This is a genomic window from Kamptonema formosum PCC 10802 (assembly GCF_000332335.1).
Taxonomy (GTDB): Bacteria; Cyanobacteriota; Cyanobacteriia; order Cyanobacteriales; family Oscillatoriaceae; genus Oscillatoria.
The window spans coordinates 610,015-636,548 of sequence record NZ_KB235949.1; the positions used below are offsets into that span (position 1 = coordinate 610,015).

At 52.0% G+C, this 26,534-nt stretch carries 19 protein-coding genes, 1 tRNA gene and 1 pseudogene; 13 read left to right on the forward strand and 8 right to left on the reverse strand.

Annotation, left to right across the window (positions count from 1 at the left end; translation table 11 throughout):
- Positions 1-317 precede the first annotated feature (317 nt).
- Positions 318-1,484 carry an ATP-binding protein gene (locus OSC10802_RS0133170; RefSeq protein ID WP_017721069.1) on the forward strand — a complete coding sequence of 389 codons (1,167 nt, stop codon included), beginning with the start codon at positions 318-320 and terminating at the stop codon, positions 1,482-1,484.
- A gap of 540 nt (positions 1,485-2,024) precedes the next feature.
- On the opposite strand, the gene OSC10802_RS0133175 is transcribed toward OSC10802_RS0133170, so the two are convergent.
- Both OSC10802_RS0133175 and radC read right to left on the reverse strand, forming a co-directional pair.
- Positions 2,025-2,096 (reverse strand) — tRNA-Val (locus OSC10802_RS0133175).
- Positions 2,097-2,239: 143 nt separating this feature from the next.
- Positions 2,240-2,971 (reverse strand): RadC family protein, encoded by a 732-nt coding sequence (gene radC / locus OSC10802_RS0133180; protein WP_017721070.1) that lies wholly within the window; start codon positions 2,969-2,971, stop codon positions 2,240-2,242.
- A 591-nt stretch (positions 2,972-3,562) separates the two neighbouring features.
- Between radC and OSC10802_RS0133185 the strand changes: the two genes are divergently transcribed.
- From OSC10802_RS0133185 to OSC10802_RS0133205, 5 genes are all read left to right on the forward strand, one after another.
- Positions 3,563-4,915 carry a DNA phosphorothioation system restriction enzyme gene (locus OSC10802_RS0133185; RefSeq protein WP_017721071.1) on the forward strand — a complete coding sequence of 451 codons (1,353 nt, stop codon included), beginning with the start codon at positions 3,563-3,565 and terminating at the stop codon, positions 4,913-4,915.
- A gap of 479 nt (positions 4,916-5,394) precedes the next feature.
- Positions 5,395-5,568 (forward strand): hypothetical protein, encoded by a 174-nt coding sequence (locus tag OSC10802_RS53620; RefSeq protein ID WP_017721072.1) that lies wholly within the window; start codon positions 5,395-5,397, stop codon positions 5,566-5,568.
- The gene (locus OSC10802_RS0133195; RefSeq protein ID WP_017721073.1) at positions 5,565-7,637 is read left to right on the forward strand and encodes an AAA family ATPase; all 2,073 of its coding nucleotides are present in this window, start codon (positions 5,565-5,567) and stop codon (positions 7,635-7,637) included. The genes OSC10802_RS53620 and OSC10802_RS0133195 overlap by 4 nt, the downstream gene beginning before the upstream one ends.
- A complete protein-coding gene (locus OSC10802_RS0133200; RefSeq protein ID WP_017721074.1) occupies positions 7,627-8,283 on the forward strand; it encodes a Uma2 family endonuclease in 657 nt (218 codons plus the stop codon). The genes OSC10802_RS0133195 and OSC10802_RS0133200 overlap by 11 nt, the downstream gene beginning before the upstream one ends.
- A gap of 289 nt (positions 8,284-8,572) precedes the next feature.
- The gene (locus OSC10802_RS0133205) at positions 8,573-9,043 is read left to right on the forward strand and encodes a DNA phosphorothioation-associated protein 4 (protein ID WP_017721075.1); all 471 of its coding nucleotides are present in this window, start codon (positions 8,573-8,575) and stop codon (positions 9,041-9,043) included.
- A gap of 468 nt (positions 9,044-9,511) precedes the next feature.
- On the opposite strand, the gene OSC10802_RS0133210 is transcribed toward OSC10802_RS0133205, so the two are convergent.
- Positions 9,512-11,113 (reverse strand): DGQHR domain-containing protein, encoded by a 1,602-nt coding sequence (locus OSC10802_RS0133210; RefSeq protein ID WP_017721076.1) that lies wholly within the window; start codon positions 11,111-11,113, stop codon positions 9,512-9,514.
- Positions 11,114-11,750: 637 nt separating this feature from the next.
- Positions 11,751-12,923 (reverse strand): DNA sulfur modification protein DndB, encoded by a 1,173-nt coding sequence (locus OSC10802_RS0133215; protein ID WP_017721077.1) that lies wholly within the window; start codon positions 12,921-12,923, stop codon positions 11,751-11,753.
- A gap of 187 nt (positions 12,924-13,110) precedes the next feature.
- Here OSC10802_RS0133215 and dndC point away from each other — a divergent pair, with 187 nt between their 5' ends.
- The 6 genes and pseudogenes from dndC to OSC10802_RS56025 all read left to right on the forward strand — a co-directional run.
- A complete protein-coding gene (gene dndC, locus OSC10802_RS0133220) occupies positions 13,111-14,664 on the forward strand; it encodes a DNA phosphorothioation system sulfurtransferase DndC (RefSeq protein WP_017721078.1) in 1,554 nt (517 codons plus the stop codon).
- A 70-nt stretch (positions 14,665-14,734) separates the two neighbouring features.
- The gene (gene dndD / locus OSC10802_RS0133225) at positions 14,735-16,717 is read left to right on the forward strand and encodes a DNA sulfur modification protein DndD (protein WP_017721079.1); all 1,983 of its coding nucleotides are present in this window, start codon (positions 14,735-14,737) and stop codon (positions 16,715-16,717) included.
- Between the two features lie 123 nt (positions 16,718-16,840).
- Positions 16,841-17,248 (forward strand): DNA sulfur modification protein DndE, encoded by a 408-nt coding sequence (gene dndE, locus OSC10802_RS0133230; protein ID WP_044172402.1) that lies wholly within the window; start codon positions 16,841-16,843, stop codon positions 17,246-17,248.
- Positions 17,249-17,390: 142 nt separating this feature from the next.
- A complete protein-coding gene (locus tag OSC10802_RS0133235) occupies positions 17,391-17,912 on the forward strand; it encodes a DUF1499 domain-containing protein (protein ID WP_017721081.1) in 522 nt (173 codons plus the stop codon).
- Positions 17,913-18,069: 157 nt separating this feature from the next.
- A complete protein-coding gene (locus OSC10802_RS0133245; protein ID WP_017721082.1) occupies positions 18,070-18,450 on the forward strand; it encodes a ribbon-helix-helix domain-containing protein in 381 nt (126 codons plus the stop codon).
- Positions 18,447-18,563 (forward strand): annotated as a pseudogene (locus tag OSC10802_RS56025) (type II toxin-antitoxin system RelE/ParE family toxin); the annotation flags it as partial. The gene OSC10802_RS0133245 and the pseudogene OSC10802_RS56025, both read left to right, overlap by 4 nt.
- A gap of 104 nt (positions 18,564-18,667) precedes the next feature.
- Here OSC10802_RS56025 and OSC10802_RS0133250 read toward each other — a convergent pair.
- The 4 genes from OSC10802_RS0133250 to OSC10802_RS0133270 form a co-directional block, all read right to left on the reverse strand.
- Positions 18,668-20,734: an AIPR family protein gene (locus tag OSC10802_RS0133250; RefSeq protein WP_017721083.1), complete on the reverse strand. Its 2,067-nt coding sequence runs from the start codon at positions 20,732-20,734 to the stop codon at positions 18,668-18,670.
- Positions 20,727-21,137 (reverse strand): PD-(D/E)XK motif protein, encoded by a 411-nt coding sequence (locus OSC10802_RS53625; RefSeq protein WP_071593400.1) that lies wholly within the window; start codon positions 21,135-21,137, stop codon positions 20,727-20,729. Before OSC10802_RS53625 ends, OSC10802_RS0133250 begins: the two co-directional genes overlap by 8 nt.
- Before the next feature lie 236 nt (positions 21,138-21,373).
- The gene (locus OSC10802_RS53630) at positions 21,374-21,586 is read right to left on the reverse strand and encodes a hypothetical protein (RefSeq protein WP_017721085.1); all 213 of its coding nucleotides are present in this window, start codon (positions 21,584-21,586) and stop codon (positions 21,374-21,376) included.
- 379 nt (positions 21,587-21,965) lie between these two features.
- Positions 21,966-23,180 carry a DNA cytosine methyltransferase gene (locus OSC10802_RS0133270; protein ID WP_044172156.1) on the reverse strand — a complete coding sequence of 405 codons (1,215 nt, stop codon included), beginning with the start codon at positions 23,178-23,180 and terminating at the stop codon, positions 21,966-21,968.
- A 383-nt stretch (positions 23,181-23,563) separates the two neighbouring features.
- Between OSC10802_RS0133270 and OSC10802_RS0133275 the strand changes: the two genes are divergently transcribed.
- Positions 23,564-26,509, forward strand: a complete 2,946-nt coding sequence (locus OSC10802_RS0133275; RefSeq protein WP_017721088.1) for a DNA phosphorothioation-associated putative methyltransferase — start codon at positions 23,564-23,566, stop codon at positions 26,507-26,509.
- The last annotated feature ends 25 nt before the right edge of the window (positions 26,510-26,534 follow it).

Genomic DNA, 26,534 nt, shown 5'->3' on the forward strand with positions numbered 1-26,534 from the left:
AAACCCCCCTATCAATTCGCCAACAGTCTCTTGGAAATCGCGGCTACACAAACCAAGTCCGCATGACAAGGACTTAAGAGAAGAGCTAGAATCTTAAAACCCTTGCCTTGCGGGTTTTGTCTGTATAGCTGCGGTTACCCTGCGGGAAGCCGCCAAGGGCGGCTACAACCGCCCAGAGGCTGCGGGACACAGCTTAAGTTGACACCAATGCCCCGTGCCCGCCCCGTTTGGGGGTATCTAGATGCTTAGACTTGTAGGTAGCAACTATCCGCGCATCCGCGCTTAGTCGTGCTGCTGGAAAGGATAGAGGTATACCCGTGAATATCACTCCCAGACCCCCAACTCCCAACCCAACGGAATTTCAGAGACTGATTCGAGACAAGAGCGCCAAGTTTGTCGGGCGAGAATTTGTCTTGGCTGAAATTGCCGGCTTTCTCCACCGGCACGCTCGCGGTTACTTCACCCTTGTCGGTGCGCCGGGAACCGGCAAAAGTGCCATCCTCGCCAAGTTTGTCGCCTCCAATCCCGGCACTATCTATTATAGTGCGGAAGTGGGGGGCAAAAATGATGCCGGTGAGTTTCTCGCGACAATTTGCACGCAATTGATCAGTCAGGGCGAAGCTTTGCCGGCAAGAACTGCTGAACCCCAGAGCTTATCTGCGCCAACGCTTCGCCCCTACAGTCTGTTACTTCAGGAAATCAGCGACCGGCTCGCACCTGAGGACCGGCTCGTTATTGCGATTGATGGGCTCGACCGCATTGACCCCAACAGCCAATCCCCAGACTCAAATCTGTTTTATCTCCCCAGATATCTCCCGGAACGGGTGTATTTCCTGCTCGCCCGCAGACCTTTCTTGCGAGAGAAATCCGGCTTATTAATCGAAAGTCCCTCGCAACTTCTTGACTTGGGCAACTACCCGGAACAAAACCAAGCCGATGTGCGGGCGTACATTGAGGGATACCTAACCCATCCCTCCGATCCCTCCGAGGGAACCGGAGAGGAAAACTCGCCTCTCGCACCGGCATTATTAAGGGGCGCTCTCAAATCCTGGCTAACAGATCATTATATCAGCGAGGCAGACTTCACGCAACAGCTGGCGGCGAAAAGTGAGAATAATTTCGCCTACCTGAGCTATATTTTACCCGCGATTGCTGAGGGATTATACCCGGAACCTTTGCAGTTTGACCGGCTTCCTGCCGGGCTAGAAGCATACTACCAGGAACACTGGCAAAAAATGGGGGGCGAGAATTTGTCTTCGCTTGAGTTAGGCGTGCTGAGGGCGCTGGCGCAGCAAGAGCAACCCGTGCCGGTGGGGTTGGTTGCGGAAATGATTGATGAGGATGAATATGATGTGGGGGAAGTCCTGGAGAATTGGCTGGAGTTTTTAGTGGAGAGGCGAGCCGGTGGGGAAGTTTGTTACAGTTTGTATCATTCCAGTTTTCGCGACTGGTTGAGGGGGAGAATCTATAGCAGTTTTAAATGATTTGCGCAACCGCGCTTGAACCCAGAAACCCGGAAGGGGCGGGCACGGGGGCCATTAGTGTCAACTTAAGCTGTGTCCCGTAGTCTCTGGGCGGTTGTAGCCGCCCTTGGCGGCTTCCCGCAGGGTAACCGCAGCTACACAGACCAAACCCGCCTGCGCGGGTTTGAAAAGTCCTGCTCTTCTCTTAAGTCCGCGAAGGCGGACTTCGTTTGTATAGCCGCGATTTCAATCGCCAGGAGCTTAAGTTGACACCGATGGCACGGTGCCACCGCCCCTACGAAACCGGGTTTCTGAAATTTACGCTCCGCGTAACGCACCCTACAAGCTGGGGACAGGCGAGACGCCTGTCCTACGTCTGGGAGGGTTAGGCCCTTTGGGCTAAAGCCCAACTACAAACTGTCAAGTGAGCCGGCGGCGCTTTCAAGTGAGCCGCAGTCAAGTGAGGTGCGGTCCAGTGAGGCGGCAGCACTGTCAAGTGAGCCGGCGGCAAAAGTAGGGTGCGTTCCCCAAGGGGGAAAGCACCCTACACAGTTGTTCAAATGGGCGATACTGGGTTCGAACCAGTGGCCTCTTCCGTGTGAAGGAAGCGCGCTACCCCTGTGCTAATCGCCCTCGACTTCATTAATATAGCACAGGCAGCGGAAAAAAAACAAGTAAAGTTTTGTTTCAATTCCAGAAGACGTAGGACAGGCGTCCCGCCTGTCCCTGGCCTGTCCCTGGCCTGTCCCCCTCGCGGGCGCACTCCCCCCTCCCGATTAATCCCCCTGGGGGTACTCATCCCACAGGGTTGTGATTTGGCGCAAGCTCTGGTGATTGCCACAGCCCAAAATCAGGTGATCCAGCAGGGGAATGGCCAGAAATTGGGCACCGGCAAGCAGCTGGCGGGTGAGGGCGATGTCTTCTGGGCTGGGATCGACATTCCCGGAAGGGTGGTTGTGGGCCACAATCAGGCGGGTGGCTCCCTGGCGGATCGCTTCCCGGAATATCTCGCGGGGGTGGGCCAGGGTTTCGGTGGCGGTGCCAATGGTGATCACTTGGGTGCCCAGCAGGCGGTTTTTCACATCCAGCAGCAAAACCGCAAATCGCTCTTGCGACTGCCACATTAAATCGTGGCTGAGGGCGGCTGCTGCGGCGGCGGGACTGTCTATTTCTGCGCGCTCTGGGGGGCGGGATTGAAACACTCGTTTGCCGAGTTCAACGGCGGCTAGAATAGTTGTTGCTTTCGCCGGCCCAATTCCGTGAATTTGTGTCAGCTCTTGCACGCTGATATCGCGCAAGACTTCCAGCGGATCGCGCTGGTGTTCGCTCAATTTCTGCAAGATGTACTGCCCGAGTCCGAGTGCAGAAAGCTTTCCCTGCCCTTGGCCGGTGCCTAGCAAGATGGCGATCAGTTCGGCTGTGGCCAGATTTTTCGGCCCTTGCGCCATCAATCGCTCGCGAGGGCGTTCGCTAACGGGGATGTCTGCAACTCTCAGGCAGTAGGTCATAGATGCACCGGCAGATTTTCAAGCGAGAAGGGATTTTTTTCAGTTATCTCCTATCACCCCCCTTGCATGGCATCTCCCTTTCACAATCTTTAATGTTTCAATTGGGCTTCTGGGATTGACGCTCGCGCCGGTTGGGGGGGATAGGGATTTTTACCCGCTGTGCCGGTGGCCATTGGGGTCAGGGTGGCCAGGGGCATTAGCTCAACTGCGAACCTTGGGCATTAGCCCAACTACGAACGGGGGCTAAAGCCCAACTACGAACCTTGGGCATTAGCCCAACTGCGAACCTTGGGCTTTAGCCCAACTACGAACCTTGGGCTTTAGCCCAACTACGAACCTTGGGCTTTAGCCCAACTACGAACCTTGGGCATTAGCCCAACTACGAACGGGGGCATTAGCCCAACTGCGAACCTTGGGCATTAGCCCAACTGCGAACCTTGGGCATTAGCCCAACTGCGAACGGCCACTGGTAGGCGTGGCTGCTGCCGGCTAAAATTATTCTGACCCGTTTATTTTCAGGAAAGCTAGCATCTGAGCGCACCAGAGGTGAATCTACTCACAGTAAATCAGCCGCCGGTGGGATGCCCCGAAATGCCACCGTCTCTCCAGTTGCGGCAGTATCAGAAACAAGCGGTAAACAGCTGGTTTGCTAACAAGGGGCGCGGCACTCTCAAGATGGCCACCGGCAGCGGCAAGACGATTACAGCTCTGGCTCTGGTGACAGAACTCTACCAGAAAATCGGCTTGCAGGCGTTGCTGGTGGTCTGCCCTTTCCGGCATCTGGTGATGCAGTGGGCGCGAGAGAGCGAGAAATTTGGACTGCAGCCAATTTTAGCTTTTGAAAATGTGCGCAGCTGGCAGCACCAACTCTCAAGCCAGCTTTACAGTGTGCGTGCCGGCGGTCAACCTTTCCTCACGGTTATTACGACAAATGCTACGCTGATAAAAGAGGGGTTGCAGTCGCAGCTTAAGTATTTCCCAGATAAAACTTTAATTGTGGGCGATGAGGCGCACAATCTGGGAGCGCCGCGATTGGAGGAGAGTTTGCCTCGCCGAATTGGGCTGCGGTTGGCGCTGTCTGCAACGCCGGAGCGGTATTTTGACGAGCGCGGGACTGAGGTTTTGTTTGATTATTTCGGGCCGGTGTTGCAGCCTGAACTGACTCTGGGAGATGCGATCCGGCTGGAGGCGCTGGTGCGCTACCTTTACTATCCTATTCTGGTGCCTCTGACTGAATCGGAAAGTCTTGTTTATGCGAGGCTGACGACAAGAATTGGCTGGGCGCTTCAAAAGAAGGAAAATGCCGATATTTATGAGGATGAAGGGTTAAAAGCTTTATTGATGAAGCGGGCTCGGTTAGTTGGGGCGGCGGCGAATAAGTTAAAGGCGCTGCGGCAGTTGATGCAAAGGCGTCTGAAAACTGGGCACACGCTGTTTTATTGTGGGGACGGGTCAGTGGAGGGGGAGGTGAGTCAAGAAAGCAGCCGCCAACTGGCAGAAACTGCCCGGATTCTGGGGTCGGAAATGGGCTATCGGGTTAATACTTATACGGCGGAGACGCCTCTGGAACAGCGCGAGGTTTTGCGCCGGCAATTTGAGGCGGGCGAGTTGCAGGGGTTGGTGGCAATTCGCTGTTTGGATGAGGGGGTGGATATCCCGGCGATTCAGACGGCTGTGATTCTGGCCAGCAGCAGCAATCCCCGCCAGTTTATTCAGCGCCGGGGGCGAATTTTGCGCCCTCACCCCAGCAAGCAGCGGGCTACTCTGTTTGATATGATTGTGATGCCTCCGGATTTGGGGCGGGATAGTTTGGATGTGGAGCGCAATCTGATGCGCAAGGAGTTGCGGCGGTTCTTGGAGTTTGCTGATTTGGCTGAGAATGCCGGTGAGGCTCGGCTAAAATTATTGGAGCTTCAAACGCGATACGGGCTGTTAGATATTTGAGGTTATAGGGTTTTTCATATAAGTGAGGTACTGAGAAATCCGGTTTCTTTAAGAAACCGGGTTTCTGGGCGAAAACCGCTATAAGTAGGTGGGCATCTCTCGTTCCGGGCGACCGCAAGGGTTGCCGAGCGACCGCAGCCGGTTCGCCGCTGCCGGCGCGAGAACCCAGAGGCAGCGCAGCGGTTGGCGGTAAAATTTTGTAAAGATGTCGTGCCGGTAGAATGCGGTATGATGTTTAATAAGGGGACAGTTTCGCTTTTTTCGCCTCCGCAGGGATTCCGAGGATTAAGTCAATCTATGCTGTTACTGCCATCCTATCACATCCCAGGGAAAAAGCGCCACCAACAATGTTGAGAATTTGATAAAATAACTCCTGTTGCTACTTAAGGAGGCAGAGCCTCCTCTCACGGCGTTCCCAGGCAGAGCCTGGGAACGAGGGGATAATTTGATAAAATAAATTAGACTTAGGGTGCCGGCAGATGAGTGACGAAGGGAGTATGGATGAGATTCAGGAGCCGATTGCGAGCGCTCCTCCGGAGATCCGCCAAATGATTGAGCGGGTGTTGCAGGCTGAGAAAGACAAGCTCTACATGAGACTTCCCCGCCACATTAACGATGACATCCTGAAAATTATCAAGGAAGCCATACAATGAAGCTAATTTCAATGAAGCTCTGCAACTTTCGGCAGTTTTACGGCAAGACGCCGGAGATTTTTATTTCGCGGGGGGAGCGCAATACCACGGTGATTCACGGAAATAACGGTGCCGGGAAGACGACGCTGATGAATGCGTTTACTTGGGTGCTGTATGAGAGATTTACGGCGGCTTTTGCTGCGGAGGAGCAGCTGGTGAATAAGCGGGCGATTAGCGAGGCTGAAGCGGGGAAACCGGTGCCGTGCTGGGTTGAGGTTGTATTTGAGCATGACAGCAAGCGCTACCAGGTTAAGCGCTTGTGCCGCGCTTACAGGAATGAAGAGGGCATCTCTCATGGCAACAGTGAGCTGTACATGATGATAGCGGGGGATGAGGGGCGCTGGCAGCCGCCGCCACCGCCGCAACAGCCGGTGGATATAATTAATCGGATTTTGCCGGAGAGCTTGCATCAATACTTTTTCTTTGATGGGGAGCGGATAGATCGGATTGTCCGCGATGAAAAGAAGGCTGAAATTGCTGAAGCTACTAAGGTGCTGCTGGGGGTGGAGGTGTTAGAGCGAGCCATCCGGCATTTGGGGGAGGCGAAGAAATCGCTGGAAACTGATTTGAGAGGGATTGGCGATCCGCAGACTAAAAAGCTGCTGCGCGAGAAGCAAAAGCTAGAGCAAGAGAGGGAGAAACTGGCCAAGCGTCAGGGGGAGATTGAGCAGGAGTTGCAAAATCAAGCGGAGTTGAAAAAGACGATTAGCAGCCGGTTGCTAGAGTTGGGGGGTGCGGAAGAGTTACAATCTTTGCGCAACCACCTGGAAACCCAGAGAGAGTCAATCCGGGAGCAGTTGAAACAGGCGAATGAAGTTTTGAAGCGAGCGATTTCAGCGCGAGGCTATACGGTTTTGCTGTCACCGGCAATGGCGGAATTCCGAGGGATTGTTGATGGGTTGCGGGAGAGAGGGGAGCTGCCGGCTGGAATTAAGCGGCAATTTGTGGGGGAGCTGCTGGAAAGGAAGCGCTGTATTTGCGGTGCGGAACTGATAGAGGGTACGCCGGCGCACGTACTGGTTCACGCTTGGATGGATAGAGCGGGAATGGCTGATGTGGAGGAAACGGCTATTCGCATGATCGCGCAGGTGAGTGAAGTTGAAAAGCAGGTGCCTGAATTTTGGGAGGAGGTGGACCGGCTGCAAGCGAATATCAATCAGTGGAGAGCGGAAATTTCCCGGATTGAGACGCAGCTGGAGGACACGACGAAAAGGTTGAGGAATTATCCGGATGAGGATGTCAGCCATTTGCAGACGCGCTTGGATGAGATTGAGAGTAAGCTCGGTGAGCTGAACCGGGAAGTCGGCTCGAACAAGCAGCAAGGGGAGAGCCTGAAAGTTGAAATTGAAGGCTTGGGGAAGCAAATTGACAAGCAAAAAATGAATGAGTTGCGGCAAGCTTTGGCGCAGCGGCGGATTGCGGCGGCTCAGGAGGCGGTGGAGCGGCTGGCGGAAGTGAAAAGCCGGCTGGAGAAACAGTTCCGCTTGCAGCTGGAAAAGCGGGTGCAGGAGATATTTAGCGAAATTTCGTTCACTCCTTACATTCCTAAGCTGAATGAGAAATACGAGCTGTCGCTGGTGGAGAATACGGCGGGAGGTGACGCGCCGGTGGCGGCTTCTACCGGCGAGAATCAAATCCTGAGTCTGTCGTTTATTGCCGGGATTATCGATCGGGTGCGCGAGTGGAGTAAAAAGAATGCGCTGATGGGACCGGATAGCAGTACGTTCCCGATTGTGATGGATTCTCCGTTTGGCAGTTTGGATGAAATATCCCGGCGGCGGGTGGCGCGCTCGATTCCCCGGTTGGCGAATCAGCTGCTGGTTTTGGTGACTAAGACTCAGTGGCGGGGGGAGGTTGCTGAGGAGATGGCGGATTATATTGGCAGGGAATATGTGCTGGTTTACAATTCTCCTAAGCCCGATTGTGAGGAGGATGGGATTGAGTTGAATGGCGAGCGCTATCCTTTGGTGCGGCAGAGTCCAAATGAGTTTGAGTACACGGAGATTATAGAGGTGGGTTATGGTTTATAGTCGGGAGCCGGTGTTGCGGGATGCGGTGACGGATACCTGGTGTGCGGGGAGCTGGGAAGATTTTCTGGCGCTGGCTGATGCTCCCGCTTATGAGAGGGGCAGATTCTATTACCATCAAGGCTATATGAGGGTTGAAATGGCAGCAGTTGGTCCGCGTCACGGTCGTCTGAATTCGATTGTTTCCTATTTGGTTGTTCTTTTCGCTGCTCTCAACAACATACCAATTGTCCAGTTTGTTAATACGAGTTTCAGGAAAGCCGGCTTACAGGAATTTCAACCCGACTTGGCTTTCTACATCGGTTCTGGGTTGAGGGTGCCTCCTGAAAGCAATTCACCCGTTGATTTGAATGAGTGCGATCCGCCAACTCTTGTGGTGGAAGTTGGAGCGACTTCTATCAGTGATGATTTGGGGCGAAAGCGGTTGCTCTACGAACGGGCGGGAGTTCGGGAATATTGGGTGGTTGATACGAATGCCCGGGAGGCGATTGCCTTTGAGATTTCTCAGGGGCGCAGTGGTGAAATTCAGGAGTCGCTGGTGCTTCCCGGCTTATGGATCGCACTGGTTGAAGAAGCCCTAACACGCAGCCAAACTCAGGATGATGGGGAGATTAATCGCTGGCTGCTGCAAACATTTATGGGAAATTAGACTTGTTGCGCCAAATAGCCGGCACCTGCTGGGTGAGGTTGTAGAAGGCGCTCGCGGCACGTCCTAAATCAGTCTGTGACGCCATTCCACAACTCGCCTGCCTTCCGACGATCCCCCCTGCCCCCCCCTGAAAAAGGGGGGTGAAGAGAGGGGAAAGAAGTGTGTGCCACCGGCTTAATTTTGGAATGCCCTGGAAATGCGCTAAAATAGAGTATAATGGGAAGAGCCTCCGCGACGCCGGCAGCTCACAGCATTTAATTAAGAGTCCGCCAAACCAGATAACAAACAAATGGGTGCGAATAGAATTAGGATTGCTAAAGATAAGGCAGAGTTAGTGAAAGCATTAACCTCCTCAGAGGGCAGCAAAGCCGGCCCTTTTCCGACTTATGCTGATGTGATATTGTTTGCGGCAGCTTTGGGGGCGAGGCACAAAAAGCGTTTGCCGGTGCTGGAAATATCTAAAAAAGAGCCCGGACCCATTGACGAAGATATCTTTGTGTCGAGGGGCTACGATATGGTTATTAAATTGCTGGCTATTGTTGATACTAAAGAGGCAAAAATACTTTCTTCTGAGGGAAACTATAGCGATAAGCGCATCCAGATTTTTGAAGAGTATGCGAATGGGGGGCTTGAGATTTTGCGCGATGAGCTGCGGGGGGCGGTAGACTATACTGAGCGACTCCTGTTGATGCTCATGTCTGAACGGGTGAAGGATGGGCATTCAGAAGAGGAGTTTGATTTAAGCCGGTTTCTGTCTTGAAAGGGGGCTTGGGGCGGGAGGTCCCTGGCGATTAGAAAGAAGCTGTTGACGAATTCGTGAGGGGTTAGACCTCTGGCTAGTTGGCCAGGTTGCTGGCGATTGGAAATCGCGGCTATACAAACAAAGCCCGCCTTCGCGGGCTAAGAGTATAGCGAGATTCTCAAAATGTGCGGGTTTTTTTTCGAGGAAAGACGAGAAAAAGGAGAACAAGGGTTCCCAGAAAGCTCCCCTCCCCGTTAACGGGGAGGGGTTGGGGGTGGGGTAAAACCCCCCTATCAATTCGCCAACAGTATCTTAGAAATCGCGGCTATACAAACAAAGCCCGCCTGCGCAGGCGTTCGAGAAGAGCGAGACTCTCAAAATCTGCGCGGTTTGTTTCTCTCCCCTCGTTCCCAGGCTTTGCCTGGGAACGAGGCTCTGGAGGCTCTGCCTCCTTTCAAAAGGCTAGCATATTAAAAGCCTAACAGCTTAGTTCAAAAGCGGTGGGAGTCCGACCTGTTTCGGCTCAACAAATTTGCCGTTAAATCCGACTGCTTTGCCTTCAATGGTTCTCGCTTCCGCAAGCTCCAGGCGGATTTCCGCACGCTCCATGCCATCCTGAATTCCGCCCAGGATGTACACTAGCAACCTCGCGGCTAAATCCCTTCCAGAAACTAGCACCCGCTTTTTATTGGGGTCATACAAAACTCCATACCAGAGAGACTCCGGATACTCCATTCCACCGAATCCGCCGTCCACATCGTACTTGCGAAGTTTGTCGAAAATGGCTTTCAGGGACAGCTTTTTCTTGAAAACCAGAATTCCCATCGCCTGCGCGAAGGCTACTTGCCCAACTGGACGGAAAAGCATATTTCCTTCGCCGCCATTTTTCTCAAAGCTAAACCGGCGCAAGTCGGGCGTTTCTTCCCCATGAGCGATCCTCTGATAGCTTGGCAGGGTGGCTAAATGGTCGAAAAGTTTGTTAAATTCGTCAATGCCTTCCTGTAGTTCGTCATCTTCTGGGCGCATGGGAATGAGATTCTTTTTATCCAGGGGTTTCCAGTGGGGGAATTTTGGCCCCAAGTACCGCTCGGACATTTCTTTGAGCGCTTGAAGGGTGGTTAAGACGGTGGACTTTGCCGCTACAGTGGCGCTGTCCCAATTGACGCGAGGATTGCGACCTTTGATATCTTTTAATAAGGGGTGGGTGACGGAAATTTTTCTGGCTACAATGGAAAAGCCGTCATCTTCATTGAGTGCGGCGAGCTGTCCCTGGGTCAAGTTTACAGCCATGAGATTGACGTGCACAAAGATGGATCTCACCCGCCGCCGCGCTTCTTCCCGGGTTTCTCCTTTCAGGACTGCTGGGATAAATTCGATGCCAATTTTCTCTTTGGCTAAGCTTTGCAAGTGAGCGGGAGCGACTTGGTACTGCTCTCGGAGGTCTGCGACTGTAATGGCTGCGCCCACCGGCTTTTTGGTTTTGCTGTATCGCTGGAGTCTGCCGGTTTTGATTAGCGCCATTAAACCTTGGACTCCCATCAGCCGGTGCTGTCCGTCCAGGGCGAAAAGGGAAACAGTTTCGGAGACATCCAAAAGCCCTACTGTGCGGTTTTTGTCTAGGGGGGTGAAATCAGCTGCTGACTTGAGCGCCTGTCCTTTTTTATTCCATTCCGGTGCGTTTGGATCGTCCACCCAGGGAGGGCTTTGCACGACTAAAACTGCTGGGAATTTGTGGGACTTCCGCGCTGCTAAATAGAGCGCTAAAGGTGCCTGACGCGACCAATCAAGCGGGCGCTGGACAATTTCGTCGATGGTTTCTTCGGTTCTTATAACGTTGCCGGTGTCGGAGTCGAATTTTTGCCGGAAAAGGGGCAGTTGGGAGGCGAAGCGAATGCGGCTGTCCAGCCATTCTAAGGTGACTGAGCCCATGAATGCTTCGGTGTTGCCCATCTGGGTTTTCTGAACGAGAATTTGGTCGTTTCTGAGCAGATATCTGTCCAGCAGCAGGGCGAGGGCTTGCCTGTCTCGGTTTTCCTGTTCCAGGATTTGGCTGGCTATGTCAGGCGGCGGGTTAGATGGGCTGTTCATGGTGCGGGTTTTCGGCTCTGGGGCTAGTTTTAAAAAATTATCACTAAAATGTGTTAAAGTATAGTTAAGTTTTTAAAAAGTCCAAACTGTGCGATAATGAGATTGTCGGACTGCTGGGAGAGCCGGTGCTTATCATATAATGTCTGTGCTGTCAACTATCTTGGGGGATAAAAATTCTGCCGGTGGGTGGCCACACCCAGCCCCAGAGCTGTTTTATTCTCGCTTCGGGGCAGTCCCCTCGTGGTTGCCCCGATCCCGAAAACGCCGAACAGCTCGTGGGTGGCCACACCCAGGGGGGGCGCGGGTGCCGGTTCCCTACAACATCCTGATTTTTCTGGGAATGAAACAGCCCCACCCCCAGGCCCTCCTCGTGAGCGGGGCGAGCCGGTGGGCAATGCTGTCCCTTCGAGCGTGGGAATTTATTCCTTATATTCTCTTCGCGAGTCGGGGGTGGCCGCGAACCGAGAGGGGTTAGATCCCACAATTGTTTGATTTGATGCGCCGTACCCTATCATAGAAGTGCTACTCTGTCAAGAAAATGGCAAATCACAGAATATATAAGAGAGAAAACCATGACACACACGAGCGCCGAGTCAGTGCCGGTGAAAGAGGGAGGCCACTGCCAATTTGTCAGGGTTTACCATCCCAAAGTGGCTTTGGCCCTAGTGACTGCTATTCTTACGGCATTGGCACCGGCTGATATTTTGTATGGTTTAGCCGGATTTTTGGGGTTAGGATCGACAATCACAACATTATCTTTCCAAATGTTGCTTTCTCTTGACCAATCTAGTTGAGCGATCTCTGAGACTTTCTCAGCGTCAAAAGACTTGCTGTCTTTGTCATAAGCGCAGTGGAGCAAGCGCCCTAAAATTTCCAGCCCCACACTCCTGCCCAAGAGATTGTCTTCTTTAAATGCACCAACGTCCTCAACTGTCAAGTCGTCTTGAGGGGTTTCAAAAATATGTCGAGTCTGGCTGCATGCCGAGAAAAACTGATTCAGACAGCGAACCAGAGCTTCCGAGGATGTGTAAACATCAAAATCTTTAAGCTCATTCTCAGGAGCCTCCGCCAAAGCGCAGCTGACAGCCCTAGCTATGTAATTTGTTGTGTAAATCAATTTCTTTTTAGTGTCGGGAGTTCCTTTTATCTTCTCGGTCTTGCCATGAAACATTGGGACTCGCTCTACCAGAATTTTAGTAATGCCAACCCGACCTTCAAATTCGCCGAAGGACAGGAGCAAGGATTTATCCAGCTGTCTGGTTTGCGCCATATCTCGGAAATCAGTCTGGCACTGGTTAAAGTCTCCCTCTAAAACCAGCGTAATTGGAAAATCATCATGTCCAATTAACTCGCTGTCAGGACTTTCAATCAATTCGTGAATCGCACGCTTGCGATGCTGTCCGTCAGTAATGTCTAGCTGAACGCCACGAGGAATGGCCACTAAGCAAATGCCCCTACCCAATTCGATAATCTCAATCTTGTCTGGAGCGATATTCGCCGTCAGTGTCCCCAGAATCCAGGGGTGGCCCTTGCTGGCGCGTTTCAGAATATATTGTTTGATTTCCGCAGCATGACCCTGCACCTCTGGGCGATTTTTGCCAGAATCGGGATCGTTGTCAGTGGAGGGTTTGGCCTGGAGAAGGGTGGGCAGGTCATGGGCGGGGACATTGATTTGCACCATTTTGCGCTGACCCTGCTGGAAAATCAGCCCGGGATAGCACTTCTGCCGGTGATACTTGGCGAAGTATCGATTGAGCAGGTCATTGAGTTGCTGGAGCGGTTCAGGCTGGGGGCGGTTGTCTTCTGACATGTAAAGCAATAAAATGGGAGAGAAATCTATGCAGGGATTATAACCGATCTCAGGGGGTGTAAACTAGGAATGGTATTTTTCCAAGAAGCAAGCGACCCAGGCCAAACGCCCCGGCCCTAGTAGGGAGGACACAATGAGTGCGGAACAAAAGCTTGAAAACTAGCCATACAGGAAGGAGGGTGCAGAGATGACAGAAGAGATCCAGCTATCACTATTCCCACCGCGCACCGTTGCGGAGCTAGTGGAAGACATACAAATGTTAACTAAGGAAATCCAAGAGTTATACTGTCTGGACGATATTCCCTGGGCGATCGGATATAGTGGGGGGAAGGATTCAACGGCGGCTTTGCAGCTTGTTTGGAATGCGATTTCTGAATTGCCACTCGAAAAACGAACCAAAACAATTTATGTAATTACAAATGATACACTCGTAGAGAATCCAATTGTTTCCGCTTGGGTGCGCAATTCTCTGGAACGGATGAAGGTTGCTTCCCAAGATCAAGGAATGCCCATCGAACCGCACCTTACTTATCCTGCAGTAAAAGACACGTTCTGGGTGTGCTTAATTGGGAAAGGCTATCCAGCACCTAGAAACCGCTTTAGGTGGTGTACAGAACGCCTAAAAATTAAACCTGCTGACTCTTTCATTCGTGACGTAATTAGAACTAACGGTGAAGTGATTCTTGTTTTGGGTACTCGCAAGGCTGAAAGTATTCAGCGGGCCAAAAATATGGCTAAACATAGAGAGTGGCGGCTCCGCGATCGCCTAAACACGAATCCAAGCCGCCCTAACTCCCTGATTTACCTCCCGATTGAAGACTGGCGTACTGATGAAGTTTGGATTTACTTAAATCAGTGGCCTAACCCTTGGGGAAACAGCAACAAAGACTTACTTACGATGTATCGGGGCGCTACTGCTGATAATGAATGCCCTCTAGTGATTGATACCTCGACTCCTAGCTGTGGCGATTCTCGCTTTGGTTGCTGGGTTTGCACAATGGTCAGTAAAGATAAATCTATGGAGGCAATGATTCAGAATGACGAGGACAAAGAATGGATGCAGCCTCTGCTGGATATCCGCAATGAATTGGATATTGAGGACGATCGCGTCAAGAGAGACTTTCGCCGCATTTACGGTAAGGTCGAACTTTTTGAGCGCAATGTGGATGGTAAGATATCCGTAGAACCGATGCCAGGGCCCTATACTAAAGAATGGCGGGAAACATGGCTGAGTAAGGTTCTCTCCGCTCAAACACAAATCCGCCGCACCGGCCCAGAAGAGATGCGGGACATCACGCTGATTACCCTGGAGGAACTTAGCGAAATTCGCCGCATCTGGCTGGAGGAAAAACACGAATTTGATGACAGCTTGCCCAAAATATACAAAGAAGTCACAGGCGAAGAGTTCCAAGATTCCCGCCCGGGTGCGGGCAGGAGTTTGCTGGGCAGCGATGAGTGGGAGGTGCTCGAAGAAATCTGCACCGGCGATGCCATGCACCAAGAACTGATGGCGAAACTGCTCAACACAGAACGCCAGTTTTACATGAAAGCTCGCCGCACCGGCATATACGATTCCTTGGAGAAGTGCTTTGAAACCAGCTCTCGCTCCAAGGAGGAAGCGATTAAGAACGCCCACTACAAGCGCGACTTGAAAACGGCTGCCGGTGAGGGCAACATTGCCACGGTTAAACAGCTGACTTGGGCTAGTCTGAAATTCCAAAGCAACGATACTGCTGAGTAGCGCCCCTCACCCCCTCACCACCCGCACAAGGGAAGAGGGGGAACACTAAATGATTATCTGAGGCAGAACCTTGATATTTCTCGAACTCGTACTGCAAAACTTTGGCCCCTATCTGGGGCGTCAAGTCATCAACCTCCGTCCGGAAAAGGATGGCAATCCGCGCCCGATTATCCTATTTGGCGGCATGAATGGTGGCGGGAAAACCACCCTGATGGATGCCATTCGCCTCGCTCTTTACGGGCAGCGGGCCCAGTGTTCCACCCGTGGCAATTTGGGCTATAGTGAATTTCTCACGCAGTCGGTTAACAAGCACACGTCACCCGTTGAGGACACTCGCATTGAGCTGGTTGTTGAGCATATCGTGGAAGATCAATTGACTGAGTTAAGAATTGTCCGGTATTGGTATCCAAATCCGAAAGACGGCAAAGATACCTTGGGGATTCTGGAGGGTGACTGGCCGGTGACTCACCTGGTTAATACCTGGGATGAGTATATAGAAAATGTGCTGCCTCTGGGAATTTCTAATTTGTTCCTGTTTGATGGGGAGCAGGTGAAGGAACTGGCGGAACAGGATACGCCGCCTCCAGAAGTTGTTGAGGCGATTCAGTCGCTGCTGGGGCTGGAACTCGCGGAACGCCTCTCAAAGGATTTGGATATTCTCGTCAGCCGCAAGCGCAAGGCGCTCGCCAATACTAAGGATCTCGCCAGTTTGGATGAGATTGAAAAAAAGCTGTCTTCTCAGCAGGAGCAATATGAGGGAGCCAAAAAAGAGATAAAAACGCTGCAAAATGGTTTAGACCAAGCCCGCAAAAAGCTGCGGGAAGCTTCGGACAAGTTCAGGTTGGAGGGGGGCAAAATTGCGGCGGAACGCAAGCATCTAGAAAAACAAAAGGGTGATTTTGAGGCGGATGCCGCTCGCTCGCGTCAGGATCTGATAGAATTAGCTTCTGGCAGTTTGCCGCTCGTTTTGATTGATCACCTGCTTTCGCAGGCGGAGGCGCAAGCTGAGAAAGAAATGAAACGGGAACAGGCTAAAATGGCGCGAGATGTTTTGACGGAGCGTGACGCTCGCTTGCTGGAGCGCATCGGTGGGCTGGGGCTGACGCCGGAACAAGTGGAGAAAATTACCTGGTTGATTGATGAGCAGAATCGAGAGCTGGAGCGTGAGATTGGCTGGGATGAAGACTCGTGGCTAGCTGCTGATGAGGAAACCAAAGATGCCCTCGCTAATCTGCTTCGCTACGAGCTGCCGCATCGGGTTAAGATGGCGCAAGAAAAGCAGGTTTATCTGGAAAAGAAGGAAGAGGAGATTATCTCTATCGAGAAACAGCTAGCAGGGGCGGCTTCTCCGGAGGTTTACGAACAGTTACAGGAGGCGGTTAACCGGGCGCAAGCTGACTTGGCGAGCAGTCAGGGAAGCTACGACGCGGGGAAGCGCCGGTGTGATGAATTAGAGGCGGCGATTGCCAAAACCAAAAAAGACCTGGAAGCGTACAGCGAGAAAAGTATTGAGCGCTTCAATGATGAGCATATCATTGCGGCTTCGGCTAAAGTCCAAGAAACCCTCAAACTTTTCCGGGAGCGACTGACTCGCCGAAAACTGAATAAATTAGAGGTGGAAGTGACGGAGTGTTTCCGCTATCTCCTGCACAAGTCGGATTTAGTGCACCGGATTGCTATTGATATTAATACCTTTAGCCTTTCCCTGTACGATCCGCAGGGGCAACCCGTGCCCAAACACCGGCTTTCTGCGGGGGAGAAACAGCTGCTAGCGATTGCTTTTTTGTGGTCACTAGCTCGCGTGTCTGGGCGCAACTTGCCGGTGGCTATTGATACCCCTTTGGGGCGCTTGGATTCTTCCCACCGGCAGAATCTGGTAGAGCGCTACTTCCCCGCAGCCAGCCATCAGGTGATACTGCTGTCTACCGATACGGAGATTGGGGAAGCTGAAGTGGAACGGTTGCGGCTACAGGAGGCTATTGCGCGGGAATATCTGCTAAAATATCACTCAGCTAAGCGCCAGACAATCGTAGCACCGGGGTATTTCTGGTAGGGAGCATCCCATTTTTGCAAAGATTGTCACCCTCTTCCCCCTAACCCCCCTCTCCCAGGGGGGGAGAGAGGGGAAGAATCAAGAATGGACATTGAATGGTAATGATTGCCCGGCTTTAATATTATGGAACCACCTGTTGACAGAATTCGCCTCTCTCAAACTTCTAAAGAGCAGCTGACTAAACTTAAGCGTGTCACGAAAATTGACCAGTGGAATATTCTGTGCCGGTGGGCGTTTTGTCGCTCGCTCGCTGAGCCAACTCTCCCTTCGCCGGTGCCGGTTCCAGCTGACAGTAATGTCGAGATGACTTGGCGTGTTTTTGGGGGAGACATGTCTGATATCCTGATAGTCGCCCTGAAACAGCGCTGCTACAATGATGGCTTGGGCACTGACAGGGAAACTCTCGCCACTCAATTTCGCCTCCACCTGCATCGCGGGATTGGCTATCTCGCCGGCGATCCGAATATCAAGAAGATTGAGGATTTGATAGATGTGGCGGTGCCGGCTCAATCCCCGTGGCGGAGCCGGTGAGCCACAGGGCTGAGAAACTTGGTTTCTTAAAGAAGCCAGGTTTCTGAATTCTCGCCGGCACGGCAGCGCTCCCCTTTGCTGGTATAATTAAGGTAAAGAGCAATTGCCCTTCCTTGTACTGTCCTGAATCCAGAAGTCATCCATGCAAAAATTAGTCCGGTTAAAATTCCTAACACTCTTCTTTTCTTTGCTCTTCGCCACCGGCTGCTGGTTTGGGCAGACTCTTCCTGTTTTTGCCCAGCCGTCCTCGCCGGCACTTATCGCCAGTATTTTCTCTTTTTCAGGGAAACGTCCCGCGAATTTGGGGGTAAAGGAAGGCCATCTCGCGGAGTGCCCAAAAACTCCTAATTGCGTGTCCAGCCAGAGTGCCGACGCGGCGCACAAGATTGAGCCGCTGGCGTTTGAGGCTGAGCCGGCAGAGGCTTTTTCTAAACTCAAGGCTGTTCTCCAAAGTCAGAATAATGCTAAAATCATTGCTGAGGGCGAGAATTACCTCTATGCGGAGTTTACCAGTCCGATAATGGGATTTGTTGATGATGTGGAATTTTATCTGGATGAGGGGGCGAAAGTGATTCAGGTTCGCTCAGCCTCTCGTCTGGGAGAGTCGGATTTGGGAGTGAACCGGCAAAGAATAGAGGCAATCAAAACCCAATTCAATGCCTAGGTTGATTTGACATTTCGGCAAGTTTTCGCTGCTCTGGGAGGGCGGTTGCCCTCTCAGCTGCGTTTTTCTATGCTGCCGGCGGTGCTGGAACTGCTGCCGGTTAACTTTTCTTGCAGGAGCCGATCGCACCGGCCTGTTTTGGGTGTAAAATAGAATAGTGGGGTCACGCTCGCTCGCCTTCGAGCCCACCGGCAAGTCAGAAGGTTGGGTAAATTTTGCAACCCCAAGCGATAACTGGGACATTACAGGCATATTTGAGGAGTTGCAGATCGTGAACATATCCCTAACACCAGAACAGGAACAGTTTATCCAAGCCAAACTGGAAACTGGCAAGTATGAGACAGCTGATCGGGTGATTGCTGAGGCATTTCGGCTGCTGGAAGAACGCGACCGGCACTATAAAAAGTGGGTTGAGGAAACGCGGAAAAAAATAGCAGTGCGAATTGAGCAAGCCGACAGGGTACAATTGACTGATGGTAAAGTTGTGATTGCCAGACTCCGCGAGAAACTCCGCAAAGCGAGTGAGGAGCGAGCATGAGCATCATCATCTCACCGGAAGCCAGTCAGGACTTAGATGAGATTTCTAGCTATCTGTCCAACTTCAGCTTAGATGCCGCAACTCGGTTTGTGGATGCTGTTGCTCAAAAATGCGAAACTTTAGCAAAAGTTTGGTTTCAGAGGGGGGTGAGCGCCGTCTCACCTCCCTCCATTTTTAGGTGCCGGTGGGGAAGAATGTTTGTATATACAAAGTCCCTTCATAATGACGGCAACTTAAATCCCCGCTGCTTTGCCTCTTGCAAAATTTTGAAACCTTCGTTCGCCTGTCGTCGTGAAGGATTCTTCTTGTTAATAGCAAGCGTTCCCAGCTTGAAAGCTAGACTTTGCTGCCAGACTTGAAGGTTGCCGGTTTCCTTAGCCCACTGAGCAAGCTGGAACCACGTTTCAGCCGGCACCTCCTTAACTCGGGCAATGATTTGTAAATCTATGAGGTCGGGGCTGTCGATTCCTTTGTCAATGTGATGTGGCGCTGCTGTGCCGACTGGGATTAACTCTTTCAAAAAGGCGGCAGATAACTCGATATCAAACTCCTGAATAGTCTTCCAGCACTCCTCCTTCTTGCACCATTCGGTGACATTTCTGCCTTCAGGGGGATTTACAATTATCTGATGAACTTGCCTGGAAACAGCCGCAATGGCTTCCTGCAATGCCGGTGAAATCTCCTGCTGTTTCCAGATTGCATCCAAATCGACGCACTGCGCCGTTTTGTAGCTAAGATAGGCGAGCGTGTAGGTCACAATATTGGCCCGATAGCCCCCGAATTGCTGTGCTTGGACAACCTGTTCTGCCGACCTGAACAGGATAGCCTTGGCGACGAGCCGCTTAAAATAGGTTTCGTCAACTTCAAATCTTCCTCGTTTAGCCAGCCGAATTGTAAAATCGCGGAAGTTTTTCTGGGCACCCAGACTCACGATATGCGGTAACTGATTCCAAGTGTTCTCGAACTTGGCCAAATCGGTTTTAGTGAACTTCTGCGAGTTGGGATGCACCGCCTCAAAGGCTTTCTTCTTTGCTGGGGTTGGCTCGCGCCCCTTAGCATCCAGATATTGCCCCTGCGCTCGTTCGTAGAACCAGCGAGTCTGCCGCTGCGTTCCATCCACTGCCGGTGCCCATATAGTGCGAGAGAGTTGCTCAATTTTAATGTGAAAGGGGTGATTGGCGGAAAAATCGGCTTCACTCACCTTATTCTGGTTGTTAGCGTAGCGAGAGATCAGCGGGACAATTTCATTCACCCGTTCCGGAACTACCACCGATAGCTTTGCTCCGACATAAATATTAGAGACATCTGCTTTATCCTTCCTGACTGCTTGATAAATCGATGCGGTGGTTTGCCCCCCATTAACAATTTGCAAGTCGCGCACCCACTTGATTCCCTTACCGCCTTCCGGCAAATCAGTTAACTCAACGGCTTCAGCCGTGGCAGAAATCCCGTTGTTATAGGCTAAGAAACGATGCGGTTCCTTGAGGATCGTTTGCCGGATTCCCTGGTTGACTTTCCCTCTCGCTTGCAGAAAGGAGCGCACGTTGCGTTCGAGCAGGCGCGAACCGTACTCGGCATAGAGTTGGTACAGTACATTACCGGGAATGATGGCCATATAGGCGCTGTAGTCTGAGTTAGATGCCGGCATCTCCAGACAGGGAATCGCTAAACCGTACTTAGCCTCAAAGTCGATTTCGATGGGTTCCCGCTGCTTCCCTGAACTCACACAGCGGTAAGTTCTTTCAATATCCCAGACGTGAAAGGAGCATGTTAAACCGTCTGCAGTTTCGTGAGGCTTCAGCTCAAGGGTCGTGCGACCATCTGTAAACAAATACAGCCGGACTTGACTCAGCTGCTGTCTCAGCTGGTGAATCCGAATCGCCATATCGAAGGCGCTGGACGCTTCCTCAAGTTCTTGGTGATATCCCTTGAGTGCCTTGTTTAAAAAACTGGCGAGCCGGCTAAAAGCTGTTTCAACTTCTTGTTTTTTGATGGTAACAGGCGGAACGATCTGCGTATAAATCGACACAAACAGATTCAGGCAGTCCTCGTCTTGGTTGACGCTGTAGCCATTGACCTTAATGCCGCGAGTTCTGTGGTAGCATACCTCTCCGTCTTCCAGTTCCCCCGCCTCGGTGAGGTATTCCACCATCAGGCGGGTGAATTCATCCTCCCGGAAGGAATCCCCCTCTCCACCTTCTGCGTCACTTCCGCCATTACAGCTGATAATCACCTCTTGTCTGAGGTTTTCCGCAAACTGGATTAATCCTGTTTCATCACTCATTGCCGCACCCAATCACAGACACAACCTCGGATTCCGGTAAGGAAAAACGCCGGCACTCAGCGACACTGATGGTGTATCGCACATCGCCGACTCCATTGCGCAAGTCCGCTTCGACAATTCGGGGAAAATCCCCCTCGACTTTGAAGTAGTTGACCTCTCGTTGGGTGTAGCCAATTTGTTCGTAGCGCGAGGCGTGTGTGTCCAGATAGCCGACTTCAAAGAGAAGTGTTTCCAGTTCTTCCTTGGCTAGCGGATCGTTTTCGACTAGCGACCTTACACTGGCAACTATTTCTGGCAAAGACTCACCGCGCCCTTGCCCCGCATCGAGAGACAAGTGCAGCAGGATAAGCTGACCAATGCCGGTATCATCCAGCTGCCGTTCGCTGGAAATACTGTGAGTCAAATCCGAGAAAACCCTCATCTAAACGCAACTGCGTCTGGCTCCGCAGACTGTTTTGCATACCAGCCAGAACGATAATCAGTTTGTATCCAGCATCAACTGCCTTGCAGATCAGACCAGTATAGTTTGCTGTCTTTCCAGACTGAACCTGTCCCACAACCATTCCTCTTCGATCCCAAGCACCTGCACGTTGGGGATCTTCCAAGCGTTCGAGAATCTCGTCTGTGAGCTGATCGAGACTATTGATGCTGGTCGGTGCCCTGCTTAACCTTCCTAATCCAAGGAAAGACGTAATTTTCAGAGGACTGTCTGGCGATCGCCTTTCCCCGGTGCCGATATATGTCTGCCGCTTTCTGCCTGGTCAGCCGTGCGATGCGCTTGAGGTCTTCCCTCAGAGATGAAGGGGGACGCGCCCTAGACTTCTTGACATCGATATTCCAGTCACTGTCCATTGAATTCGGCAGGTCTACCTGAATGCGAGCCAGCTTGTAATGCTCTTCTTTCTGAAGCGGATCTCCAAGAATCTGTGGAACACCATAGCTAGGTGTTTCTCCACATCTTCAATAAGTTCGAGAAAGCGGTTATGAGCCTTCCGGTCGTCTGTTTTTGTCCCGCCGGCGACCCGATCCACACACTCCCACAGCACCACCGTCCCGCTTTTCATATTGTCCAAATCTGCCAGCCGATCTTGCGAACTAGAAGCAGCGGTGTGCAGCAGTCGCCATTCCCCTCAGTCTGCTTGCCGACCATGATTGCTATCCTGTAACATCACAGGCAGACCAGCCTTTTTTTCTAACTCTACATACTAGAATAAGCTGAGTTGAACACTTTCTAGTTAGCCTCACGGTAAGCCTGTACTTCTTTAACAATCGGTCTGGCGATCGCTTCAGCCAAGAGAGGCGGCACAGAATTCCCAACCAACTCAAACATTCTTGTCATAGGTGCGTCAAAGACAAAATGATCGGGGAAGCTCTGAAGTCTAGCCGCCTCTCGCACAGAAATGCTCCGAGTCTGCTTTGGATGAATGTAAGCCAGACAATCTTTCTGCATGTGCGCGGTTAATGTCCAAGCTGGCCTGTCCCAGGGTAAACGCTTGTACTTGTCATCAAAAATATCCCACCGATACCGCCTCATAAATTCAGGCAAATCCGTATATTTACCCCCGGGCGAGAGCATGGCGAAACAAATCATATCAACTGGGTTGTGAGACCGGCATATATGATTCATTACGCCATCCGGCTCTGGCCGTATGCTTATTTCCCGCCTCATTTCTTTTTGGTAGCTAGACTGGGGAGGACAAAGATAAGGCTGTTTCATGTCTGTCTGTTTCGGGCCACTACTTTTTTCGCTCAGACGTATGTACGGAGGTGTGAGCGGTATCAGATCGCTAATGGCCTCACCCACGGAAATAGGTTTTTTTGTCAGAGGCTGGGGGAACTCAAATTTTATATCCAAATCTAGGCGCACGCCAACGATAAATAGACGTTTTCTAATTTGAGGGACGCCATAATCGGAAGCAGTTAATATTCGATGGTAAATCCTGTAGCCAGGATAGTTCTCTCGATTCCGTGGCAGTCCGAATTCAAGACTGCTGAGTACCTGAGAAAATATCTGCTTCTTTTTCGTTAAACTGTCAACGTTTTCCATCACAAAAAACAGGGGGCGATAGTGGCCTAAAAAGCTCACAAAGTTTTGGTACAGGAAGTTCCTCTTGTCCTCTTCAATTATCCTGCCCAAAGACCTGATTTTACCCACGCCCACCAGGGAAAATACTTGGCAGGGAGGCCCGCCAATCACGATGTCAACTTCACCCGGTTTAACAGGGAGCTTCTGGATGTCAATAGAAGTAATATCCTGCGCTACTAGCCTCATCCTGCAGTTAGTAAAATTTTTATGATGAGTTCTAACTGCGTGGGGGTTGCTATCAATCCCTCCTAAAATTTCGCAGCCAGCATTCTGAAAGCCCAAACTCATCCCACCGGCTCCGCAGAATAAATCGAGGACGGTAGGGTGATAGATTTTTTCCTGACTGGATTCGTTGCCCATTAAGATCCGCTACTTGGTTGCGATAGAGATGAGATTCGCCAAAACTTATCTTGAATTGGCAGATAACAATTATCTCTCCTGTCGCACCCTTTGTCAATACCTTGCAAAGAAATGCAACTCGTTGAGGAGTACCCCTCTCAGGTTAACAGCCAACTCTAACCTATCATCGGGCCGGCGTCAGCAGCCACATACCGCCAGAGCGCTCACTTCTATTATTCCATCCACACCGGCAACAGCATACCGCTCACATCCGAAATATTTGGCTCGCCCCGGTACAGCCCACCCACTCCCCAACCAATCCCGCGAGATTTTCAGCCTGGGGGAGCACTTTTATGGTATGCAATAATCTGTCCCTCTGTTTGCGCCTACCCCGTCAAACGACTATGGCTGCTCCCACTCCTCTGCCCCCAGAAAGCCCTCCCCCCTCTCGCCCCGTGCTACTCGCCCAGGAAGCCAGCATCCTCAACCAAGATACCACCTTCCTCGACTGCTCTGGCGACAGGGACACCCCCCGCACCCAGGCAGATATTGTCAACCTCAGCTACACCCTCAACTCCATCAAATCCCCAGATGAGCGCCGCAACACCTTGCAGCACGCTTGGGCGCTGGCACGCCAAGTCTTAATCGTTGCCGAAAAAGTTCTCATAGATGACAGAGAAACCGGCAAACTTGTCTGTGCAGAAGGCACTTTCACTCCTTGCGCAGCCGGCGAGAAATATTTCCAGCACCGGCAGCTAAAAACCTACACCGAAAAAGTCCTGCAAACTGACGCCGTACCGGCAGGATTGGGCGTCTATTTCGTATTCCGAGACTCCAGCCTAGCCGAAACCTTTCGCATCTCCCGCTTACGCTCCCCCATCCCCATCCCGGCAGCCAGAAACGGCATCCAGCAATTTGAAGAAAACCGCCAACTTCTCGCCCCCTTAATGGCATTTTTCAGCGAGCGCGGGCGTCTCCCCATCGCGGGCGAACTCCCCCAAGAACCGGAACTGATTGCCAAATTCGGCACCCTGAAAGACGCCTTCCAACTCATCTCGCAAGCCACCGGCTCCCAACAGTGGGATGCCATTACCGACAAACGCCGGCAAGATATCCTCGTCTACCTTGCCAGCACGCGCCGCCCGATAGAAACCCTGCCCTCTCAAATCCAAAACGACATCAGCGCCCTGTTCGACAGCCCCCAGCAAGCCGGTGAAATTGTGGGGGAAATGCTCAATAGTTTGAGCGACACTAATATAATAACCTCCTGCTGCCAAAACAGCCCCACCGGCAAAAAACTTCCCGGTGCCCTCTACGTCCATATTTCTGCCCTCCCAGCACTCAACCCCTTGCTGAGGATCTACGAAGGATTCGCCAGCGCCAGCACGGGACGCATTGACGGTGCGAACGTCGTTAAATTCAGCACCGACAAACCAAAAATATCTTATCTATTCTACCCCGACTTCGACACAAACCCCCATCCCGTATTGCAGGCTAGCCTACAAATTGACCTCCCGGATCTGCGGATCGCCTATCGCGACTACAGCGCCTCCGACAATCCGCCGGTGCTGCACCGCAAAGATGCCTTTGTCACCCCCGACTACCCGCACTACGAAACATTTGCCCAACTCACCCGCCAAGAAGAAGCCTTGGGGCTTTTAGATCCCGCCCGCGCCATTGGAACTCGTCAGGTTTGGCTGCGATGCTTGCAAGACGACGGGTTAGAAATACAGGAACATCGCGTTGTTCGCCGGCTTGAAGGCGTGCCGGTGGAAGCTGGAGACGCGCCCGATGGCTCAACAAATTCTTTGGTGCCCCAAATAGAGCGCCACAAAGCCGCCATTGTCCGCAGCGAACTTTCTCGCCCCGTGCGCCTCTCCCTGGAAGCCGGTCTTTTTAGCGAAAATACCACATTTTTTGACTACGGTTGCGGGTACGGCGGAGATGTTGAGCGCATCGCGCAGCAAGGATACAGCGCTGCCGGCTGGGACCCCTACTATTTCCCCAACAATTCCCGCACCCCCGCTGATATTGTCAATATAGGCTACGTCATCAATGTCATCGAAATCCAGTCAGAGCGCAGGGAAGCCCTCATCCAAGCGTGGGAGCTCACCGGCAGAGTTTTGCTCGTCGCCGCCCAAGTTATTATCAATGATGAAAACAGCGGACAAATTGCCTACGGTGACGGCGTAATTACCCGCCGCAACACCTTCCAGAAATATTTCGACCAGGAAGAGCTGAAAATCTACATCGACCGAATTCTAGGCACTGACGCAATTCCAGCGGCACTGGGGATTTATTTTGTCTTCCGCGACAGTGCGGAAGCCGAAATATTCCGGATGTCGCGCTTCCGCTCCCGCGCCATTACGCCCCGAGTGCGAATCCCCAGCAAGCGCTTTGAAGATTATCAGGAATTGCTGCAACCGCTGATGGCTTTTGTTACCGAGCGCGGAAGGCTGCCTGTTAAAGGCGAACTTGCCGGTGAGGCGGAATTGCTGGCGGAATTTGGCTATTTTCGCCGCGCTTTTCAGACGATTTTACAAGTCACTGACCCCCAAGAGTGGGAAGCGATCGCAGACCGCCGCCGGCAAGACACCTTGGTGTATCTCGCCCTCAAACAAATCAGTCTGGGCGAAGACCGGTCGCTCGCCTATCCCGGATACCACGCCCCCGAAATCCAAAACGACATCAAAGGACTTTTCGGCACCTACCAAGAAGCGTGTGACACCGCTACCGCACTGCTCCACAGCACCGGCATTCTCAGCATAATCGCTAAAATTTGTCAGAACAGCAAAATCGGTCAGCAACTCCCCAACGCCCTCTGCGTTCACGTTTCCGCCCTGCAAGAACTCCACGCCATCCTGAGGATTTACGAAGGCGTGGTTTGCAGCACAATTGGGCGCATGGATGAAGCCACTCTGGTTAAATTTCACACCGACGCGCTGAAAATCTCCTACCTATTTTATCCCGACTTCGACACAGACGCCCATCCAGCCTTGCACACCAGCATGCAGATAGATTTGAAACACCGGCGCGTCACTTACCGGGATTGCGACACCTCCGACAATCCGCCGGTACTGCACCGCAAAGACGCTTGCGTCACTCCCGACTACCCGCTTTACAAGACCTTCGCCCAACTCACCCGCCAGGAAGAAAACTGGGGGCTTCTCGATGATTTGAGTGCCATTCGCACGCGCAAGGGGTGGCTGAAATGTTTGCAAGAACACTGCGCGGAAATTCGCAACCATAAGGTTTATTGGCGCAAAGATGCTGACCCCTACCGCGTTAAATATTTGCTTTCGGCTAGGAAGGCGCGTCGGAAAAACAGGGAAGCGGGAGAGAGCAATTAGTTGAAAGTCTCGTTACCGGAGGCTC

What these genes read in the sequence shown, in the direction of transcription:
- radC (WP_017721070.1), bottom strand. Translation starts at nt 2,971, where the DNA reads ATGACCTACTGCCTGAGAGTTGCAGACATCCCCGTTAGCGAACGCCCT.
- OSC10802_RS0133195 (WP_017721073.1), top strand. Translation starts at nt 5,565, where the DNA reads ATGAAGCTAATTTCAATGAAGCTCTGCAACTTTCGGCAGTTTTACGGC.
- dndE (WP_044172402.1), top strand. Translation starts at nt 16,841, where the DNA reads ATGGAACCACCTGTTGACAGAATTCGCCTCTCTCAAACTTCTAAAGAG.
- OSC10802_RS0133215 (WP_017721077.1), bottom strand. Translation starts at nt 12,923, where the DNA reads ATGTCAGAAGACAACCGCCCCCAGCCTGAACCGCTCCAGCAACTCAAT.
- OSC10802_RS0133235 (WP_017721081.1), top strand. Translation starts at nt 17,391, where the DNA reads ATGCAAAAATTAGTCCGGTTAAAATTCCTAACACTCTTCTTTTCTTTG.
- OSC10802_RS53620 (WP_017721072.1), top strand. Translation starts at nt 5,395, where the DNA reads ATGAGTGACGAAGGGAGTATGGATGAGATTCAGGAGCCGATTGCGAGC.
- OSC10802_RS0133250 (WP_017721083.1), bottom strand. Translation starts at nt 20,734, where the DNA reads ATGAGTGATGAAACAGGATTAATCCAGTTTGCGGAAAACCTCAGACAA.
- OSC10802_RS0133275 (WP_017721088.1), top strand. Translation starts at nt 23,564, where the DNA reads ATGGCTGCTCCCACTCCTCTGCCCCCAGAAAGCCCTCCCCCCTCTCGC.
- OSC10802_RS53630 (WP_017721085.1), bottom strand. Translation starts at nt 21,586, where the DNA reads ATGGACAGTGACTGGAATATCGATGTCAAGAAGTCTAGGGCGCGTCCC.
- OSC10802_RS0133185 (WP_017721071.1), top strand. Translation starts at nt 3,563, where the DNA reads ATGCCACCGTCTCTCCAGTTGCGGCAGTATCAGAAACAAGCGGTAAAC.
- OSC10802_RS0133210 (WP_017721076.1), bottom strand. Translation starts at nt 11,113, where the DNA reads ATGAACAGCCCATCTAACCCGCCGCCTGACATAGCCAGCCAAATCCTG.
- OSC10802_RS0133205 (WP_017721075.1), top strand. Translation starts at nt 8,573, where the DNA reads ATGGGTGCGAATAGAATTAGGATTGCTAAAGATAAGGCAGAGTTAGTG.
- OSC10802_RS0133270 (WP_044172156.1), bottom strand. Translation starts at nt 23,180, where the DNA reads ATGGGCAACGAATCCAGTCAGGAAAAAATCTATCACCCTACCGTCCTC.
- OSC10802_RS0133200 (WP_017721074.1), top strand. Translation starts at nt 7,627, where the DNA reads ATGGTTTATAGTCGGGAGCCGGTGTTGCGGGATGCGGTGACGGATACC.
- dndC (WP_017721078.1), top strand. Translation starts at nt 13,111, where the DNA reads ATGACAGAAGAGATCCAGCTATCACTATTCCCACCGCGCACCGTTGCG.